The sequence below is a fragment of the Pseudomonas putida genome (genome assembly GCF_028682175.1).
Taxonomy (GTDB): domain Bacteria; phylum Pseudomonadota; class Gammaproteobacteria; order Pseudomonadales; family Pseudomonadaceae; genus Aquipseudomonas; species Aquipseudomonas putida_AD.
Window position 1 is genome coordinate 68,994 of the sequence record NZ_JANHKS010000025.1, and the last position, 17,616, is coordinate 86,609.

The window sequence follows — 17,616 nt, forward strand, 5'->3', positions numbered from 1 at the left end:
ATGCCGCAGGTGATTTTTCTGCCCCACAAGGAATTCTGCCCGGACGGGCTGGTGGTCGAGGCTGAGCCGGGCACGTCGATCCTGGAGCTCGCCCACGAGCACCATATCGAGATGGAAAGTGCCTGCGGCGGCGTCTGTGCCTGCACCACTTGCCACTGCATCATCCGCGAAGGCTTCAACTCGCTGGAAGAAGCCGATGAGCTGGAAGAAGACTACCTCGATCGTGCCTGGGGCCTTGAGGCGACTTCGCGCCTGGCGTGCCAGGCCAAGGTCGGGACCGAAGACCTGACCGTCGAAATCCCGAAATATTCGCTTAACCATGCAGCCGAAGCGCCGCACTGACCGAGGGATTGTCATGAGCTACGGTTGGAATGACGTACAACGCATCGCCGAAGAGCTGGCCGAAGCCCATCCGGGCGTCGATCCGTACTCGGTAGGGTTCGTCAAACTGCAACAGATGATTCAGCAACTGCCGGATTTCGATGACACTTCTGGCCGGGTCGGCGAGAAGGTCCTGGAGGCGGTTCAGACCCTTTGGGTCGACGAAATAGACTGATCGTCTCTGCAGGTTAGGCAATACATGAGAACCCGCGTATAATTCGCGGGTTTAATTTTTCGCAAAACTCACTGTTTCTGGAGTTACACCATGGCTGTTCAACGTACTTTCTCGATCATCAAGCCTGATGCCGTTGCCAAAAACGTAATCGGCGAGATCACCACCCGCTTCGAAAAAGCCGGTCTGCGCGTCGTGGCTTCGAAACTGAAGCAACTGTCCAAAGCCGAAGCAGAAGGTTTCTACGCTGAGCACAGCGCTCGCGGTTTCTTCGGTGACCTGGTTGCCTTCATGACTTCCGGTCCAGTTGTCGTTCAGGTTCTGGAAGGCGAAAACGCCATCCTGGCAAACCGTGAGCTGATGGGCGCTACCAACCCTAAAGAAGCTGCTGCCGGCACCATCCGCGCTGACTTCGCCGAGTCCATCGACGCCAACGCCGTTCACGGTTCGGACTCCGAAGCTGCTGCTGCTCGCGAAATCGCTTACTTCTTCGCTGCTACCGAGGTAACCACTCGCTAAGCTGCCGCTGCGAGTGAGGGTGAATCCATGACTGATACAACTGGTAAAATCAACCTGTTGGGCCTGACCCAGCCGGAAATGGAAAAATTCTTCGAGTCCATCGGGGAGAAACGCTTCCGTGCCGGTCAGGTCATGAAGTGGATTCACCACTATGGCGTCGATAACTTCGAAGCCATGACGAACGTCGGCAAGGCGCTGCGCGAAAAGCTCGAGCGTCGTGCCGAAATTCGTGGTCCTGAAGTCGTCAGCGAGGACATCTCCAGCGACGGTACCCGTAAATGGGTCGTTCGCGTGGCGTCCGGCAGCTGCGTCGAGACCGTCTACATTCCGCAGGGCAAGCGCGGCACCTTGTGCGTGTCTTCCCAGGCGGGCTGCGCCCTGGATTGCAGTTTCTGCTCCACCGGCAAGCAAGGCTTCAACAGCAACCTCACCGCCGCCGAAGTCATTGGCCAGGTGTGGATTGCCAACAAATCCTTCGGCAGTGTCCCGGCGACCGTCGACCGTGCCATCACCAACGTGGTGATGATGGGCATGGGCGAGCCATTGCTGAACTTCGATAATGTCATTTCGGCCATGCGTCTGATGATGGACGACTTTGGCTATGGCATTTCCAAACGTCGGGTGACCCTGTCTACCTCCGGCGTGGTGCCGATGATCGACGTGCTGGCCCAGCACATCGACGTCTCCCTGGCCCTGTCGCTGCACGCGCCAAACGACGCGCTGCGCAACCAGTTGGTGCCGATCAACAAGAAATACCCGCTCAAGATGCTGCTCGAGTCCTGCCGCAACTACATGTCGGCGCTGGGCGAGAAGCGCGTCCTGACCATCGAGTACACCTTGCTCAAGGATATCAACGACAAGCCTGAGCACGCGGTCGAGATGATCGAGCTGCTCAAGGACACTCCCTGCAAGATCAACCTGATTCCGTTCAACCCGTTCCCGCATTCCGGTTACGAGCGCCCGAGCAACAACGCGATCCGTCGTTTCCAGGATCTGCTGCACCAGGCTGGATTCAACGTCACCGTGCGCACCACCCGCGGTGAAGACATCGATGCTGCCTGCGGCCAGTTGGTCGGGCAGGTAATGGACCGCACTCGTCGCAGCGAACGCTACATCGCTGTGCGCGAACTCAGCGCCGAGCCCGACGGGGCCCAGGCCGCTGCCGCTCGCAACTGACTGCGAACTTGACCGAGAGGATCTCTATGTCCCTGCGCGCTGCGCTGCTGCTGTGTCTTGTCACGTTGATGGCCGGTTGTGTGTCCACCGGCAATGTCGATCCGCTGAGTACCAGCAAGGGACGTGATGAGGCTCGTCAGGCGTATGTGCAACTGGGGCTGGGATATCTTCAGCAAGGTCAGACGGAACGGGCCAAGGCGCCGCTGAAGAAGGCGCTGGAACTCAACAGCTCCGATGCCGACGCCAACGCCGCCCTGGCCCTGGTATTCCAGACCGAGCTCGAGCCGCAACTGGCCGATGAGTATTACGCCAAGGCGCTGTCCTCGCGGCCCGGAGATGCCCGCATCCTCAACAACTACGGCGGTTTCCTCTACGAGCAGAAGCGCTACAAGGAAGCCTACGCGCGCTTTGAGCAGGCCGCCGATGATAATCTCTACGCTGAGCGTGCCAGGGTGTTCGAAAACCTGGGCATGACGGCGCTCAAGCTCGATGACCGCGCCCAGGCGCTGGAGCACTTCAACAAAGCCTTGAGGCTCGATCGTCAACAACCACGCGCTTTGCTGGAAATGGCTGAGTTGTCTTACGAAGACAGGCATTATGTGCCGGCGCGTGACTATTACGACCGTTTCAGCCAGCTTAGCGAGCAGAATGCACGCAGTCTGTTGCTCGGCACTCGCTTGGCGAAGATTTATGACGATCGCAACAAGGCGGCCAGTTATGGCCTGCTACTCAAAAGACTCTATCCCGGTACCCCGGAATATCAGCAATACCTGTCGGAGCAATGATGAAAGCGGCGCATCCCGAAGTTGTAGCAGCCACTCGCACGAACCCTGGTGAAACCCTGCGCCAGGCTCGCGAGAGCAGAAACTGGTCGCTGCCAGATGTGGCTTTGAGGCTGAACCTCACCTCGACTTCCCTGGGTTATGTGGAAGCGGGCGATTTTGACAAGCTCCCCGGCCATACCTTTGCCCGGGGCTACATCCGTGCCTACGCGAAATTGCTGGGCCTGGACCAGGCAGCCCTGGTCAACGATTTCGACCAGTACACCGGCACCGACGGCAAGGGCAGCAACGTCCATGCCCTGGGGCGCATCGAAGAACCCGTGCGCCTGTCCCACAACATCCTGCGCATCGTCAGCCTGTTGCTGCTGGTCGCCCTGATCGGCGGCGGCTTCGTCTGGTGGCAGGATCAGGCGACCCTGCGCGGCAAGGAACCGACCAGCCTGGGCATGGAACACGTCGAAGTCGAAAGCGCCGACGGCACCACCCAGATTCACCCACTGGACGAGCCTGAAGAACAGGCTGCGACCCAGGCCCAGAACAGCACCACCGCGCCGCTGCCGCTCAACAATGCCGAGCCGGCCGCGCCCGCCACCACGACGCCTGCTGCGCCAACCGCGCCTGCGCCGTCCACCACTGCGCCTGCCACGGCCACCGCCACAGCGCCTGCCCACGGCACCGTTGCCAACCCGGCCGCACCGGTTGCGCCTGCGCACACTGCACCTGCACCAACGGCGGCGACCGCAACTGCTCCAGCCCCGGCCACTGCGCCTGCGCCTGCAGCGACTGAAACTGCACCGACCCCGGCAGGTTTTGGCCAGGTCCAGATCCAGTTCAGCGCCGATTGCTGGTTCCAGGTCACCGACGCCAATGGCAAGGTCCTGACCAGTGGCCTCAAACGCAGCGGCGACAGCATCAACGTCAGTGGCAAGCCGCCGCTGGCCGTGCGCCTGGGCGTCGCCCGTGCCGCGCAAGTGAGCTACAACGGACAGCCTGTGGATGTCGCACCATTTACCTCGGGCCAGACCGCCCGTATGAAACTGGGGCAATAAGTCATGCACGGTGAATCCCCGATCAAGCGTCGCGAATCTCGTAAAATCTGGGTCGGCTCGGTGCCGGTCGGTGGCGATGCCCCGATCGCAGTACAGAGCATGACCAACAGCGACACCAACGATGTGGCCGCCACGGTCGTCCAGATCAACCGTCTGGAAGCGGCGGGCGTGGACATCGTTCGCGTGTCCGTGCCTGACATGGACGCCGCCGAGGCGTTCGGCCGCATCAAGCAACTGGTCAAGGTGCCTCTGGTCGCCGACATCCACTTCGACTACAAGATCGCCCTGCGCGTGGCTGAGCTGGGTGTCGATTGCCTGCGCATCAACCCGGGCAACATCGGCCGCGAAGACCGCGTGCGTGCTGTGGTCGATGCTGCGCGTGATCGCGGCATCCCGATCCGGATCGGCGTCAACGCAGGCTCCCTGGAAAAGGACCTGCAGAAGAAGTACGGCGAGCCGACGCCGGCGGCCCTGGTCGAGTCCGCCCTGCGCCACGTCGAACATCTGGAGCGCCTGAATTTCCAGGACTTCAAGGTCAGCGTTAAAGCCTCCGACGTGTTCATGGCCGTTGAAGCCTACCGCCTGCTGGCCAAGGAAATCGTCCAGCCGCTGCACCTGGGCATCACCGAAGCCGGTGGTTTGCGTTCAGGCACAGTGAAATCGGCCGTCGGCCTAGGTATGCTGCTGGCCGAAGGAATCGGCGATACCATCCGTATCTCGCTGGCCGCCGATCCTGTGGAAGAAGTGAAAGTCGGCTACGACATCCTCAAGTCGCTGCACCTGCGTTCCCGTGGCATCAACTTCATCGCCTGCCCGAGCTGCTCGCGGCAGAACTTCGATGTGGTCAAGACCATGAATGAGCTGGAAGGGCGCCTTGAAGACCTGCTGGTGCCGCTGGACGTGGCGGTGATCGGTTGTGTGGTCAACGGTCCAGGCGAAGCCAAGGAGGCCCATGTCGGCCTCACCGGCGGTACGCCGAACCTGATCTACATCGATGGCAAGCCGTCGCAAAAGCTGACCAATGACAACCTTGTGGACGAGCTTGAACGCCTGATCCGCGAGAAAGCGGCCGAAAAGGTCCAGGCCGACGCAGCGCTGATCGTTCGCGGCTAACCCGTTTTCAAGGAATTTTTGTGAGTAAGTCTCTGCAAGCCATTCGTGGCATGAACGACATCCTGCCGGACCAGACGCCACTGTGGCGCTATTTCGAGGGCACCGTGGCCGGTCTGCTGGATAACTACGGTTATCGCCAGATCCGCATGCCGATCGTCGAGTTCACCGACCTGTTCAAGCGCTCCATCGGCGAAGTCACCGACATCGTCGAAAAAGAGATGTACACCTTCGCCGATCGCAACGGCGACTCGCTGACCCTGCGCCCTGAAGGCACGGCGGCCTGCGTGCGCGCGGTGCTGGAACACGGCATCACCGGCGGTGGCCAGGTGCAGAAACTCTGGTACATCGGCCCGATGTTCCGCCACGAGCGCCCGCAGAAAGGCCGCTATCGCCAGTTCCACCAGATCGGTTGCGAAGTGTTCAACCTGGACGGCCCGGACATCGACGCCGAGCTGATCGTGCTGACCTGGCGCCTGTGGGGCCTGCTGGGCATCCGCAACGCTGTCAAGCTCGAACTCAACAGCCTGGGCACCAGCGAGGCCCGTGGGCGTTATCGAGAAGCGCTGGTCGAGTACCTCTCGGCCCGCCATGACCAACTGGACGAAGACAGCCAGCGCCGCCTGAAGACCAACCCGCTGCGCGTGCTCGACACCAAGCATCCTGAGACCCAGGCCGTGCTGGTCGATGCACCCAAGCTTGCGGACTACCTGGACGAAGAATCGCGGGTTCACTTCGAAGGCCTCAAGGCGCGTCTGGACGCTGCCGGCATTCCTTACGTGATCAACCCGAAACTGGTTCGCGGCCTGGATTACTACAGCAAGACCGTTTTCGAATGGGTCACCGACCAGCTCGGCGCCCAGGGCACCGTGTGCGCGGGCGGCCGTTACGACGGTCTGGTAGAGCAGATGGGCGGCAAGCCCACCACCGGCGTCGGTTTTGCCATGGGCATCGAACGTCTGGTGCTGCTGCTGGAAACCCTGGAGCAAGTCCCGGAAGAAATCTCGCGCACCATCGACGTTTACGTCTGCGCCTTTGGCGAAGCCGCCGAACTGGCCGCACTGACGCTGTCCGAGCAGTTGCGTGACCAGGCGCCGAACCTGCGCCTGCAGGTCAATGCCGGCGCCGGCAGCTTCAAGAGCCAGTTCAAGAAAGCCGACAAGAGCGGTGCGTTGTACGCGCTGATCCTGGGCGATGAAGAGCTGGCGCGCAAGGAAGTGGGCGTCAAGCCTCTGCGTGGTCAGGGCGAACAACAAAACATTGCCTGGGATGCTCTGTCCGAGCACCTGGCCACCTGCATTGCGCAGGGTTGAAGCCAGGCCAGGCCTGATAACAAGCAGAATTAGCGAATAGGAGTGTTGGGGTGTCGAATACTGATGATGAGCAGTTGGCCGCGGTCAAGGACTGGTGGCAGCGTAACGGCAAGCCCCTGGTCACTGGTGGCCTGCTGGCAGTGATCGTTGTGCTGGGCTGGCAAGCCTGGCATCGCTATCAGAACAACCAGGCGCAAGGCGCTTCGGCCCTGTATCAGCAATTGCTGGAAACAGCCCTGACGCCAAGCGGCCAGGCCGATGCTGGCCAGGTGGCCCAGATCGCCGGCAAGCTGAAAAGCGATTTCGGCGGCACTGCCTACGCCCAGTACGGCAGCCTGTTCGTGGCCAAGGTGGCTGTCGACACCGGCAAGCTGGACGACGCGGCGAGCGAATTGAAGGCTGTCAGCGACAAACCGGCCAACCCGACGCTGGGCGAGATCGCCCGTCAGCGTCTGGCCCGTGTACTGGCGGCGCAGAACAAGGCTGACGAAGCCCTGAAACTGCTCGACGGCGACGCTGACAAGGCGTTCGCCGCCAGCCGTGAAGAACTGCGTGGCGACCTGCTGGTTCAGTTGGGTCGTACCGACGATGCCTACGCTGCATACAAGAAGGCCAAGGCTTCGCTGTCCGAGCAATCGGCAGTGGGCGGCCTGCAAATGAAGCTCGACGATCTGGCGAAAGGGGATGCGTGACGTGATTCGTTGGAAACATGCGGCAGTGCTGGCTCTGGTCGTTCTGGCCGCGGGTTGCAGCAGCAACAGCAAAAAGGAATTGCCTCCTGCGGATCTGGTCGACTTCAAACCCGAAGTGACCCTGCAGAAACTGTGGAGCCGCTCGGTCGGTGACGGCCAGGGCGACATCTACAACATGCTGGTTCCGGCCATCGACGGCGAGCACATCTACGCCGCCGACGCCAATGGTCTGGTCATGGCCATCGACCGCAGCAACGGCGACGTGCTGTGGAAGAAAGAAATCGAACAGCCTGTTTCCGGCGCCGTGGGCGTAGGTTCCGGCATGGTCATGCTCGGCACCCTGCGTGGCGAAGTGATCGTGCTGGACCAGTCCACCGGCGAGCAGAAGTGGAAGGCCAAGGCCACCAGCGAAGTGCTGTCGGCTCCTGCCACCAACGGTGACGTGGTCGTCGCCCAGACCCAGGACGACAAGGTCATCGGCTACGATGCCGCGACCGGCAACCAGCGCTGGATCTATGAAAGCAGTCCTGCGGTGCTGACCCTGCGCGGCACCGGCGCACCGATCGTCACCGGCCAGCTGGCCGTTGCCGGTCTTTCCACCGGCAAGGTCGTGGCGCTGGACACCAGCAACGGCGTGCCTGTGTGGGAGCAGCGCGTAGCGATTCCACAAGGTCGCTCGGAGCTGGATCGTGTGGTGGATATCGACGGTGGTCTGCTGTTGTCCGGCAGCACGCTGTATGTCGCCACCTACCAGGGTCGCGTTGCGGGCCTGGAGCTGCAGAGCGGCCGCGTGCTGTGGCAGCGTGATGCATCGAGCTACTCGGGTGTCGCCCAGGGCTTCGGCAGCGTCTACGTTTCCCTGGCCAGTGGCACCGTGGAAGGCGTCGACGAGCGTTCGTCAACTGCACTGTGGAGCAACGACTCGCTGGCCCGTCGTCAACTGGGCTCGCCGGAAGTGTTCTCCAGCTACGTGGCGGTCGGCGACATGGAAGGCTATCTGCACCTGCTCAGCCAGGTCGACGGTCACTTCGTCGCCCGTGAAAAGATCGACAGCGACGGCCTGCGTGCCCGCCCTCTGGTGTCGGGCAACACCATTTACGTCTTTGGCAACAGCGGCAAGCTGGAAGCCCTGACGATCAAGTGATGGCTGTCTATGCTTGGGGAGGCCGGTGACCGGCGTTCCCCTCGCGGCCCCGCCTGACGGGGCTTGCGGCACTTCGGGTGCCGCTCCGAACTCCGGCCGCTGCCTTGCAGCGGCTTTTGTATTTTCTGAAATAACGAAGTGGAGAGCCGCATGGTTCCCGTAATCGCCCTGGTGGGTCGACCGAACGTCGGCAAGTCCACCTTGTTCAACCGCCTGACCAGGAGTCGCGACGCCATCGTCGGTGACTTGTCCGGTCTGACCCGCGATCGCCAGTACGGTGAGGCCAAGTGGCAAGGGCGTTCCTACATTGTGATCGACACCGGCGGTATCTCCGGTGACGAGCATGGCATGGACGAAAAGATGGCCGAGCAGTCGCTGCTGGCCATCGAAGAAGCCGATGTCGTGCTGTTCCTGGTGGACGCCAAGGCCGGCTTCACCGCTGCCGACCAGATGATTGGCGAGCACCTGCGCAAGCGCAACAAGACCTCGTTCGTGGTCGCCAACAAGGTCGACAACATCGACCCTGACATGGCCCGCGCCGAGTTCGCCCCGCTGGGCATGGGCGACGCGATCCCGATCGCCGGTGCTCACGGTCGCGGCATCACGCAGATGCTGGAAGTCGCGCTGAGCCGTTTCCCCAAGGACGCCGACGAAGTCGAAGAAGGCGAAGAAGAGGAAGTCGCCGAGGGCGAGGAAGCCAAGCGCATTCCGGGCCCGGGCGAGAAAGACGGCATCAAGATCGCCATCATCGGTCGTCCGAACGTGGGCAAATCCACGCTGGTCAACCGCATGCTGGGTGAAGATCGGGTCATCGTCTATGACCAGCCCGGCACCACCCGCGACAGCATCTACATCCCGTTCGAGCGCAACGACGAGAAGTACACGCTGATCGACACCGCCGGTGTGCGCAAGCGCGGCAAGATCCACGAGGAAGTCGAGAAGTTCTCGGTGGTCAAGACGCTGCAGGCGATCAAGGACGCCAACGTGGTGATCTTCGTCATGGACGCCCGCGAAGGCGTGGTCGACCATGACCTGAACCTGCTGGGCTTCGCACTGGAGGCCGGTCGTGCGCTGGTCATCGCGCTGAACAAGTGGGACGGCATGGAGCCGAGCGAACGTGACTACGTGAAGACCGAACTGCAGCGTCGGCTGTTCTTCGTCGACTTCGCCGACATTCACTTCATTTCCGCGCTGCACGGCACCGGCGTCGGCAACCTGTACCAGTCGGTGCAGGCTTCGTTCAAGTCGGCGGTCACCCGCTGGCCGACCAGCCGCCTGACCCAGATTCTCGAAGACGCCGTCAGCGAGCACCAGCCGCCGATGGTCAATGGCCGCCGGATCAAGCTGCGCTACGCTCACCTGGGTGGTGCGAACCCGCCGCTGATCGTGATCCACGGCAACCAAGTCGAGAAGGTGCCCAAGTCGTACATTCGTTACCTTGAGAACACCTATCGCCGCGTGCTCAAACTGGTCGGTACGCCGATCCGCATCGAGTTCAAGGGTGGCGAAAACCCGTACGAAGGCAACAAGAACACGCTGACCGACCGCCAGGTCAACAAGAAGCGTCGCTTGATGTCGCACCACAAGAAGGCCGAGAAGAAGCGCAAGGACAAGCGCTGATTCTGTAACGGACTTTCTTCGAAAAGGCGCCAATGGCGCCTTTTTTTGTGCTTGTCATTCGGGCTATCCTGCGGGTTCCCCTGCCGTTCTTGAGTGGGGTGTGGAGCAGGAAAACCCTATGATCACCAGCAAATTACCGAATGTTGGCACCACCATCTTCACCGTGATGTCCCAGCTTGCAGCCGAGACCGGGGCGATCAATCTTTCCCAGGGTTTTCCCGATTTCGACGGGCCCGACGCACTGCGTGAGGCCCTGTGCCGCCACACGATGGAAGGCCACAACCAGTACGCGCCCATGGCCGGCCTGCCTGCGTTGCGCGAGCAGGTGGCCGCCAAGATCGCCCGTTCCTACGGCCGCCAGGTCAATCTCGACAGCGAGATCACCATTACCCCCGGTGCGACCCACGCCATTTTCTGCGCCATCCAGACCGTGGTGCGGCCAGGTGACGAAGTCATCGTCTTCGATCCGAGCTACGACAGCTACGAGCCTTCGGTGGAACTGGCCGGTGGCCGCTGCGTGCACGTCCAGCTAACCGACGGCGACTTCTCCATCGACTGGGAAAAGCTCGGCGCCGCCTTAAGCCCGCGCACCCGCATGATTATCATCAACAGTCCGCACAACCCCAGCGGCGCGCTGATTACCCGCAGCGAGCTGGACAAGCTGGCCGCGCTGATTCGCGATCGGGATATCTATCTGGTCAGCGACGAGGTGTACGAGCATCTGGTGTTCGATGGCGTGAAACACGCCAGTGTGCTGGCCCATGATGAGCTGTATCAGCGTGCGTTCGTGGTCAGTTCCTTCGGCAAGACCTACCACGTCACTGGCTGGAAAACTGGCTACCTGGTAGCGCCGCCCGCGCTGACTGCCGAGATGCGCAAGATTCACCAGTTCGTCGGCTTCTGTGGCGTGACGCCCTTGCAGTGGGCGCTGGCGGATTTCATGGCGGCATGCCCCGAGCATGTCGAGGAGCTGCCTGGGTTCTATCAGGCCAAGCGCGATTTCTTCTGCGACCGCCTTGAGGCTTCGCGTTTCAGCTTCACCCGCGCCAGCGGCACCTACTTCCAGCTGGTGGACTATTCGAAGATCCGCCCGGACCTCAACGACGTCGAGATGTCACTGTGGATGACCCGCGAGCACGGCGTGGCCAGCATCCCGATTTCAGTGTTCTACCAGAATCCGCCCGAAGGCCAGCGTCTGATTCGCCTGTGCTTTCCCAAGCGTGAGGAGACGTTGCTCAAGGCAGCGGAAAAACTATGCGCGATCTGAGTCAATTGCCCAACCTGAACATCGCCCTGGTGCAGACCACGCTGGTCTGGCACGACTGCAAGGCCAACCACGCGCACTTCGAGGAGTTGCTCGACCAGGCCCAGGGTGCTGATCTGGTGATTCTGCCGGAGATGTTCACCACCGGCTTCTCCATGGATTCCGACACCCTGGCCGAGCCTGAGCACGGTGTCACTGCCAAATGGCTGCTCAACCAGGCCAAGCGTATCAATGCCGTGGTCACCGGCAGCGTGATCATTCGCGCCGCCGACGGCAGTCATCGCAATCGCCTGCTGTGGGCGCGGCCGGACGGCGAGTTGCTGCATTACGACAAGCGCCACCTGTTCCGCATGGCTGGCGAGCATGAGCATTACAGCCCGGGTGACAGGCAGGTGCAGTTCGAACTCAAGGGCTGGCGGATTCGTCCGCTGATTTGCTACGACCTGCGCTTCCCGGTCTGGAGCCGTGGTTCGCAAGACACCGACCTGCTGCTGTACACCGCGAACTGGCCGGGAGCCCGTCGCCAGCACTGGAACCGTCTGTTGCCTGCCCGGGCCATCGAGAACCTGTGCTACGTCGCGGCGGTCAACCGCATCGGCACGGACGGCAAAGGCTTTGCCTACACCGGCGACAGCCAGGTGCTGGACTTCCAGGGCGAGAGCCTGCTGAACATCGGCGAGGCCGACGGCGTGTTCCACGTCAGCCTGTCTGCCGAGAGCCTGGCGGCGTACCGGCAGCGGTTCCCGGCATATCTCGACGCTGATACATTCGAGATACACTAAGTGCATGGAGTTTGCGGGGTGTGCGGTCGATAGCGGTTGTACCAAAACAGGAGATCGGTATGACCACCATCAGTACATCCTCATTGAGTGCCTACACCAGCAGTTTCACCGTAGCGGTCAAGAAAGACACCACGACCGACGCCACTGACACCGACAGCTCGACCGCCGCTGCCGCCTCGACCACTTCCGCCTCGGCGTCGGGTGCGGCGGGTGGGGCAGCCGGTGCCGGCGGCGCTGGCTCAAGCTCTGATTCCTCCAGCGAAAGCGAGCAGGCCATCGAGAAGCTCGAGCAGCAGATCAAGGAAACCGAGAAACGCCTGCAAGAGCAGGAGCAGCAACTGGCTGCGGCTCAGGCGAGCAAGGGTTCCGATGAAGAGAAAGCCCAGCGGGTAATGGCCATTCAAGGGCAGATTTCCACTACTACCGCCAGCCTGGCGACCCAGGAAGCGGCGCTGGTTCAATTGCAGAAATCCGGCAGCATCAACACCACCGCCTGACAAACGCTTGAAGAAGCACTCCATGGCCAACGCCGTGGGGTGTTTTCGTGCGTGCTCGATCAGTGGACTTCAGTTCTTTGTAAGCCGGCCGATACAAAGGGCACTGAAAAAGGAGTTCATCATGACAACGATCAATGTCGGTGGCCTGAGCGCTTATCCCAGCGTTTTCACGGCTGGCTTCAAGAATGACGAGTCCACGAAAGACGACTCGGTGAAGGTGGCGGCTGACCTGAGCACAGCCGTTGCGCCGAGCAAGCCTTCGACCGTGGGCACCACCACGCGCGAGCAGATGATCAAGCAGATTCAGGAACAGATCAAAGAAGTGCAGAAACGGCTCCAGGAACAGCAGAAACAACTGGCGGCGATTCAGCACAGCAAACTGGCGGAGCAGGACAAGGCCGCGCAGGTGTCGGCCATTTCGCAGCAGATTGCCAACACCACGTCACAATTGATGGCGTTGCAGGCGTCGTTGCTGGAGCTCATGAAAGGCTCCGTCAACACTACCGCCTGACCGATCCGCATCCACAAAAAAGGCCCTGAAGCGTTTGCGTCAGGGCCTTTTTTATCGCCTCAAGATCGCCCCGCGGGCAAGCCCGGCTGCTACGGGATGTGGGCGTTCACAGATCTATCGACCACCTCAACACCCGTAGCAGCACGGCTTGCCGGCGGGGGCGTCCTTGAGAACGCCCCCGGCCATCAGGCGGCCTTGGCGGCCACTTCTGCCTGGATCAAACCACGGTTCAGCGCACTGAACAGCGCCTTGAAGCTCGCGGTGGTGATGTTTTCATCGATGCCCACGCCGTGTACCGCACGGTCGCCGTTCACGCGCAACTCGATGTAGGCAGCGGCCTTGGCCGTGGTGCCCGCGCCGATGGCGTGTTCGTTGTAGTCCATGATCTCCACCGGAACCGGCAGGCCGGCGACCAGTGCTTCCAGCGCGCCGTTGCCCTTGCCGCGCCAGTGCAGGTTGCTCTCGCCGTCACCTTTGCCAGTGACCTCGACTTCCACCGCACTGTGACCGTTTTCTTCCTGCAGACGATGGCTGACCAGCGCGTACGGCTTGTTGGCTTGCAGGTACTCGTTCTTGAACAGCGAGTAGATCTGCTGCGCAGTCATTTCCAGGCCCAGACGGTCGGTTTCACCCTGAACCACCTGGCTGAACTCGATCTGCATGCGACGAGGCAGGGAGATGCCGTATTCCTGTTCCAGCAAGTAGGTGATGCCACCTTTGCCGGACTGGCTGTTCACACGAATCACCGCTTCGTAGCTGCGGCCGATGTCTGCCGGGTCGATCGGCAGGTACGGCACTTCCCACAGCGCATCCTCTTTCTGCTGGGTGAAGCCCTTGCGGATGGCATCCTGGTGCGAGCCGGAGAACGCGGTGTGAACCAGATCGCCCACGTAGGGGTGACGTGGGTGAACCGGAATCTGGTTGCACTCCTCGACGACCTTGCGCACACCGTCGATGTCGGAAAAGTCCAGTTGCGGGTTCAGACCCTGGGTGTACATGTTGAGGGCAACAGTCACCAGGTCGACGTTACCGGTGCGCTCGCCGTTGCCGAACAGGCAGCCTTCGACGCGATCGGCACCGGCCATCAGGCCCAGCTCGGTCGCGGCAACGCCGGTGCCACGGTCGTTGTGGGTGTGCAGGCTGATGATGACGCTGTCACGACGGTTGATGTTGCGGCAAAACCACTCGATCTGGTCGGCGTAGATGTTTGGCGTCGCCACTTCAACGGTGGCCGGCAGGTTGAGGATCACCTTGTTCTGCGGCGTGGCGTTCCACACTTCGATCACGGCGTCACACACTTCCTTGGCGAAATCGAGTTCGGTGGCGCTGAAGGTTTCAGGCGAGTACTCGAACTGCCACTGGGTTTCCGGCTGCTGGGCGGCGTATTTGACGAACAGCTTGGCCGCGTTGACCGCGATGGCCTTGATGCCGTCCTTGTCCTGGTTGAACACGATGCGACGGAAAGAAGGGGAGGTGGCGTTGTACAGGTGAACGATAGCCTTCTTGGCGCCACGCAAGGATTCGAAGGTGCGCTCGATCAGGTCTTCACGGCCCTGGGTCAGCACCTGGATGGTGGTGTCGTCCGGGATGTGGCCATCTTCGATCAGGGTGCGCACGAAGTCGAAGTCGGTCTGCGAGGCCGCAGGGAACGAGGCTTCGATTTCCTTCACGCCCACCTGCACCAGGGTTTTCCAGAAGCGCAGTTTCTTGACCGAGTCCATTGGCTCGATCAGCGATTGGTTACCGTCGCGCAGGTCAGAGCTGCACCAGATCGGCACTTCGGTGATGGTCTTGGAAGGCCAGGTGCGATCAGGCAGGTCGATGACAGGAAACGGACGGTACTTCTTCGAGGGATCTTTGAGCATGGTCATGTGAATAATCCTTTTTGTACTCAGGGCCGAGAGAAGGCGGCCAACCGGTTGTTACGAATAGAGGGGGCGAGGCACCGCAATTCAACCTGGCAGTCGTGCACTGACGAGACTGAGGCAGCGATGTTGACGCAGCAGGATGAGGGTTTGAGCGGTTTTCATAGGTCCAACCGTAACCAATGGGGTGAAAGCTGGCAAGTAGTTGGAAAAAATTGGGAGGAAATGTCGGGCTTGCTGTTTTTTGGAGATTTTATGGCAGATTTTCGACATCTAATGAGATTTTATTGCCGAGCTGGTTTGGTCCGCGCAACCCAGTCCCTGTAGGAGTGAGCTTGCTCGCGATTGCGGTCCTTCTATGACATTAATATTCACTGACCTGGCGCTATCGCGAGCAAGCTCACTCCTACAGGTGCGATGTCAGGGCTGGAAGGCATTGATAAAGATAGCCGGATCAACTCGCGCATCGTTCAGGCTCACGTTCCAGTGCATGTGCGGCCCTGTCGCACGCCCCGTCGAACCCACACGCCCGACCTCACCACCACGCGCCACGGCGTCCCCGACCTTCACGTCGATCTTCGACATATGGCAGAACATGCTGATAAAGCCCTGGCCGTGATCCACGAACACCGTGTTGCCATTGAAGAAGTAATTGCCGATCAGGATCACCTTGCCCGCCGCCGGCGACTTGATCGGCGTGCCCGCCGGCACGGCGAAGTCCAGACCGGCGTGGGGGTTGCGCTCTTCGCCATTGAAGAAGCGGCGAACGCCGAACTTGCTCGACAGCGGGCCATCGACCGGTTTGTCCAGCAACAGGTTGCTTGGCGTGACCGGGCTGAAGCTGCGGTAGGCGCGGACCTGCACGTCCAGCTCCTGCTCGATACGCTTGAGATCATCCGGGTTCGGATTGACCTGACGCTGGTTCTTCAGGGTGATGTGCTGCTCGGGGTATTTCTTGTTGCCCACGCTGAACGGCAGGTTGCGACCGCCGCTGCTGACCTGCTGTGAGGTGCCGGGTTTGACGCTGAGCGGGATGCCGACAATCGCCAGCCAGCGCGCGTCCTGGTCCTTGACCACCAGCACCGGCTTGCCTTGATACGTGGCCTTGGGCGCTTGCGCCGCCGGGCCCAGATCGACCACGGCAACGCCACCCGGCACGGGCTTGTTCAGCAGGCGGGAAATGTAGCTGTCAGCATGGGCCGGAAGCGCCAGGCACATCGCCAGCGCAGCGCCAGCCAGAGAGCGGGAAATAAAAGGCAGCATCGATCAATCCAGAAGAGAAAGGGTGACGGGCGTCAGATGGTTGTCTTCCACGCGCACTTGCAGTTCGCCCTCGGCCAGCTTCGCGGTCAGGCGTTGGCCGGTTTGCGTCTGCTCGGCCGAGCGGATGGCCCTGCCGCGATCATCCAGCAGAATGCTGTAGCCACGGCCAAGGGTCGCCAACGGGCTGACCACGTTCAGCGTCTGCACCTGGCTTTGCAGTTGCAGGCGGCGGGTTTTGATATTTTCCTTGATGGCCCGGGGCAGGCGCTCGGCCAGCACATCCAGGCGCTGGCGCAGGAACGCCAGGGTGCGCCCCGGATGCTGCGCGGCCAGCCGGCTCTCCAGATGGCTCATGCGCACCTGGCGTTTGTGCATTTGCTGCTCGAAGGCGCGACGCATGCGCATGTCCAGGTCGTCCAGGCGCTGTGCCCGCTGGCGCAGACGCTCACCGGGATGGCGAAGGCGGCGGGAGATGCCGTCCAGCCGCAGCTTCTCGCGCATCAGGCGATCCTGCATGCGGCTGACCAGACGCCGTTGCAGGCTGTCGACGCGCCGATGCAGATCGCTGGAGTCCGGGGCCAGCAGTTCGGCGGCGGCCGAGGGCGTGGGGGCGCGCACGTCGGCCACGAAGTCACTGATCGAGACATCGGTTTCATGCCCGACCGCACTGACGATAGGCGTCACGCACGCGTCGATGGCGCGGGCCACGGCCTCTTCGTTGAAGCACCACAGATCTTCCAGCGAACCGCCGCCACGGGCCAGGATCAGCGCATCGAAGCCTCGGGCATCGGCGAGCTTGAGCGCGCGCACGATCTGGGCGATCGCCTCGCGGCCTTGCACGGCGGTGGGGATCAGGGTTAGCTCGACCTGCGGCGCACGGCGGCGGAACACGCTGATGATGTCGCGGATCACCGCGCCCGTGGGCGAACTGATGATGCCGATGCGCTGCGGATGCAGGGGCAGGGCGACCTTGCGTTCGGCGCTGAACAGCCCTTCGGCGTTGAGCTTGTCCTTCAGGGCATCGAAGGCCATCCGCAACGCGCCATCGCCGGCGGGCTCCACGGTGTCGAGAATCAGCTGGTAATCGCCGCGCCCTTCGAACAGCGAAACCTTGCCGCGCACCTTGACCGCCAGACCGTCCTTGAGCACTTGCCGAACCCGCGCCGCATTGCTGCGAAACAGCGCGCAACGCACTTGGGCACCGCTGTCCTTGAGGGTGAAGTAGACGTGGCCGGAGGCCGGACGCGAAAGGTTGGAAATCTCGCCCTCAACCCAGATGTTCGAAAACACATCTTCCAGCAGCACGCGCGCACGGCCGTTGAGCTGGCTGACAGTAAGGACTTCCCGGTCAAGGCCGAGTCTTGCGAAGGGGTCTTTGATCATGGCAGGCATGATAAAGGCATTGCGGGGATCTGTCCTGTGCGCAGAGATCCGTAGCAGCACGGCTTGCCGGCGGGAGCGGTGTATCAGGTAAAC

The 17,616-nt window shown here is 61.6% G+C and carries 18 protein-coding genes; 15 read left to right on the plus strand and 3 right to left on the minus strand.

All coding sequences use genetic code 11. The features are described from left to right. From fdx to NPS29_RS17855, 15 genes are all read left to right on the plus strand, one after another. Positions 1-342, plus strand: a complete 342-nt coding sequence (fdx, locus tag NPS29_RS17785) for an ISC system 2Fe-2S type ferredoxin (protein WP_274134051.1) — start codon at positions 1-3, stop codon at positions 340-342. Between the two features lie 13 nt (positions 343-355). Further along, positions 356-556, plus strand: a complete 201-nt coding sequence (iscX, locus tag NPS29_RS17790; RefSeq protein WP_274134052.1) for a Fe-S cluster assembly protein IscX — start codon at positions 356-358, stop codon at positions 554-556. 90 nt (positions 557-646) lie between these two features. Continuing rightward, the gene (ndk, locus tag NPS29_RS17795) at positions 647-1,072 is read left to right on the plus strand and encodes a nucleoside-diphosphate kinase (protein WP_081565735.1); all 426 of its coding nucleotides are present in this window, start codon (positions 647-649) and stop codon (positions 1,070-1,072) included. Between the two features lie 27 nt (positions 1,073-1,099). Further along, a complete protein-coding gene (gene rlmN, locus NPS29_RS17800; RefSeq protein WP_274134053.1) occupies positions 1,100-2,248 on the plus strand; it encodes a 23S rRNA (adenine(2503)-C(2))-methyltransferase RlmN in 1,149 nt (382 codons plus the stop codon). A 26-nt stretch (positions 2,249-2,274) separates the two neighbouring features. Beyond that, a complete protein-coding gene (gene pilW / locus NPS29_RS17805; RefSeq protein ID WP_274134054.1) occupies positions 2,275-3,033 on the plus strand; it encodes a type IV pilus biogenesis/stability protein PilW in 759 nt (252 codons plus the stop codon). Then, positions 3,033-4,079: a RodZ domain-containing protein gene (locus NPS29_RS17810; protein ID WP_274134055.1), complete on the plus strand. Its 1,047-nt coding sequence runs from the start codon at positions 3,033-3,035 to the stop codon at positions 4,077-4,079. Before pilW ends, NPS29_RS17810 begins: the two co-directional genes overlap by 1 nt. 3 nt (positions 4,080-4,082) lie before the next feature. After that, positions 4,083-5,192, plus strand: coding sequence for a flavodoxin-dependent (E)-4-hydroxy-3-methylbut-2-enyl-diphosphate synthase (ispG, locus tag NPS29_RS17815; RefSeq protein ID WP_274134056.1), 1,110 nt, complete (start codon positions 4,083-4,085; stop codon positions 5,190-5,192). 20 nt (positions 5,193-5,212) lie between these two features. Then, positions 5,213-6,502, plus strand: coding sequence for a histidine--tRNA ligase (hisS, locus tag NPS29_RS17820; protein WP_274134057.1), 1,290 nt, complete (start codon positions 5,213-5,215; stop codon positions 6,500-6,502). Positions 6,503-6,552: 50 nt separating this feature from the next. Beyond that, positions 6,553-7,194 (plus strand): YfgM family protein, encoded by a 642-nt coding sequence (locus NPS29_RS17825; RefSeq protein WP_274134058.1) that lies wholly within the window; start codon positions 6,553-6,555, stop codon positions 7,192-7,194. Then, positions 7,187-8,338, plus strand: coding sequence for an outer membrane protein assembly factor BamB (gene bamB, locus NPS29_RS17830; protein WP_274134059.1), 1,152 nt, complete (start codon positions 7,187-7,189; stop codon positions 8,336-8,338). The genes NPS29_RS17825 and bamB overlap by 8 nt, the downstream gene beginning before the upstream one ends. Positions 8,339-8,488: 150 nt before the next feature. After that, positions 8,489-9,958 carry a ribosome biogenesis GTPase Der gene (gene der / locus NPS29_RS17835; RefSeq protein WP_274134060.1) on the plus strand — a complete coding sequence of 490 codons (1,470 nt, stop codon included), beginning with the start codon at positions 8,489-8,491 and terminating at the stop codon, positions 9,956-9,958. 118 nt (positions 9,959-10,076) lie between these two features. Beyond that, complete coding sequence (locus NPS29_RS17840; RefSeq protein ID WP_274134061.1) at positions 10,077-11,225, plus strand: pyridoxal phosphate-dependent aminotransferase; 1,149 nt, start codon at positions 10,077-10,079, stop codon at positions 11,223-11,225. Continuing rightward, the gene (locus tag NPS29_RS17845) at positions 11,213-12,004 is read left to right on the plus strand and encodes an amidohydrolase (RefSeq protein WP_274134062.1); all 792 of its coding nucleotides are present in this window, start codon (positions 11,213-11,215) and stop codon (positions 12,002-12,004) included. Before NPS29_RS17840 ends, NPS29_RS17845 begins: the two co-directional genes overlap by 13 nt. Before the next feature lie 59 nt (positions 12,005-12,063). Beyond that, positions 12,064-12,501, plus strand: coding sequence for a hypothetical protein (locus NPS29_RS17850; RefSeq protein ID WP_274134063.1), 438 nt, complete (start codon positions 12,064-12,066; stop codon positions 12,499-12,501). Positions 12,502-12,523: 22 nt separating this feature from the next. After that, positions 12,524-13,012 carry a hypothetical protein gene (locus NPS29_RS17855; protein WP_274134064.1) on the plus strand — a complete coding sequence of 163 codons (489 nt, stop codon included), beginning with the start codon at positions 12,524-12,526 and terminating at the stop codon, positions 13,010-13,012. A 185-nt stretch (positions 13,013-13,197) separates the two neighbouring features. Here NPS29_RS17855 and leuA read toward each other — a convergent pair whose 3' ends face one another. The 3 genes from leuA to xseA all read right to left on the minus strand — a co-directional run bounded on the left by leuA (position 13,198) and on the right by xseA (position 17,523). Then, positions 13,198-14,883 carry a 2-isopropylmalate synthase gene (leuA, locus tag NPS29_RS17860; RefSeq protein WP_274134065.1) on the minus strand — a complete coding sequence of 562 codons (1,686 nt, stop codon included), beginning with the start codon at positions 14,881-14,883 and terminating at the stop codon, positions 13,198-13,200. A gap of 414 nt (positions 14,884-15,297) precedes the next feature. Beyond that, positions 15,298-16,140 carry a peptidoglycan DD-metalloendopeptidase family protein gene (locus NPS29_RS17865; RefSeq protein ID WP_425312529.1) on the minus strand — a complete coding sequence of 281 codons (843 nt, stop codon included), beginning with the start codon at positions 16,138-16,140 and terminating at the stop codon, positions 15,298-15,300. Between the two features lie 3 nt (positions 16,141-16,143). Continuing rightward, entirely contained in the window at positions 16,144-17,523 is a 1,380-nt protein-coding gene (xseA, locus tag NPS29_RS17870; protein WP_274134069.1) for an exodeoxyribonuclease VII large subunit, read from the minus strand. Positions 17,524-17,616 lie beyond the last annotated feature (93 nt).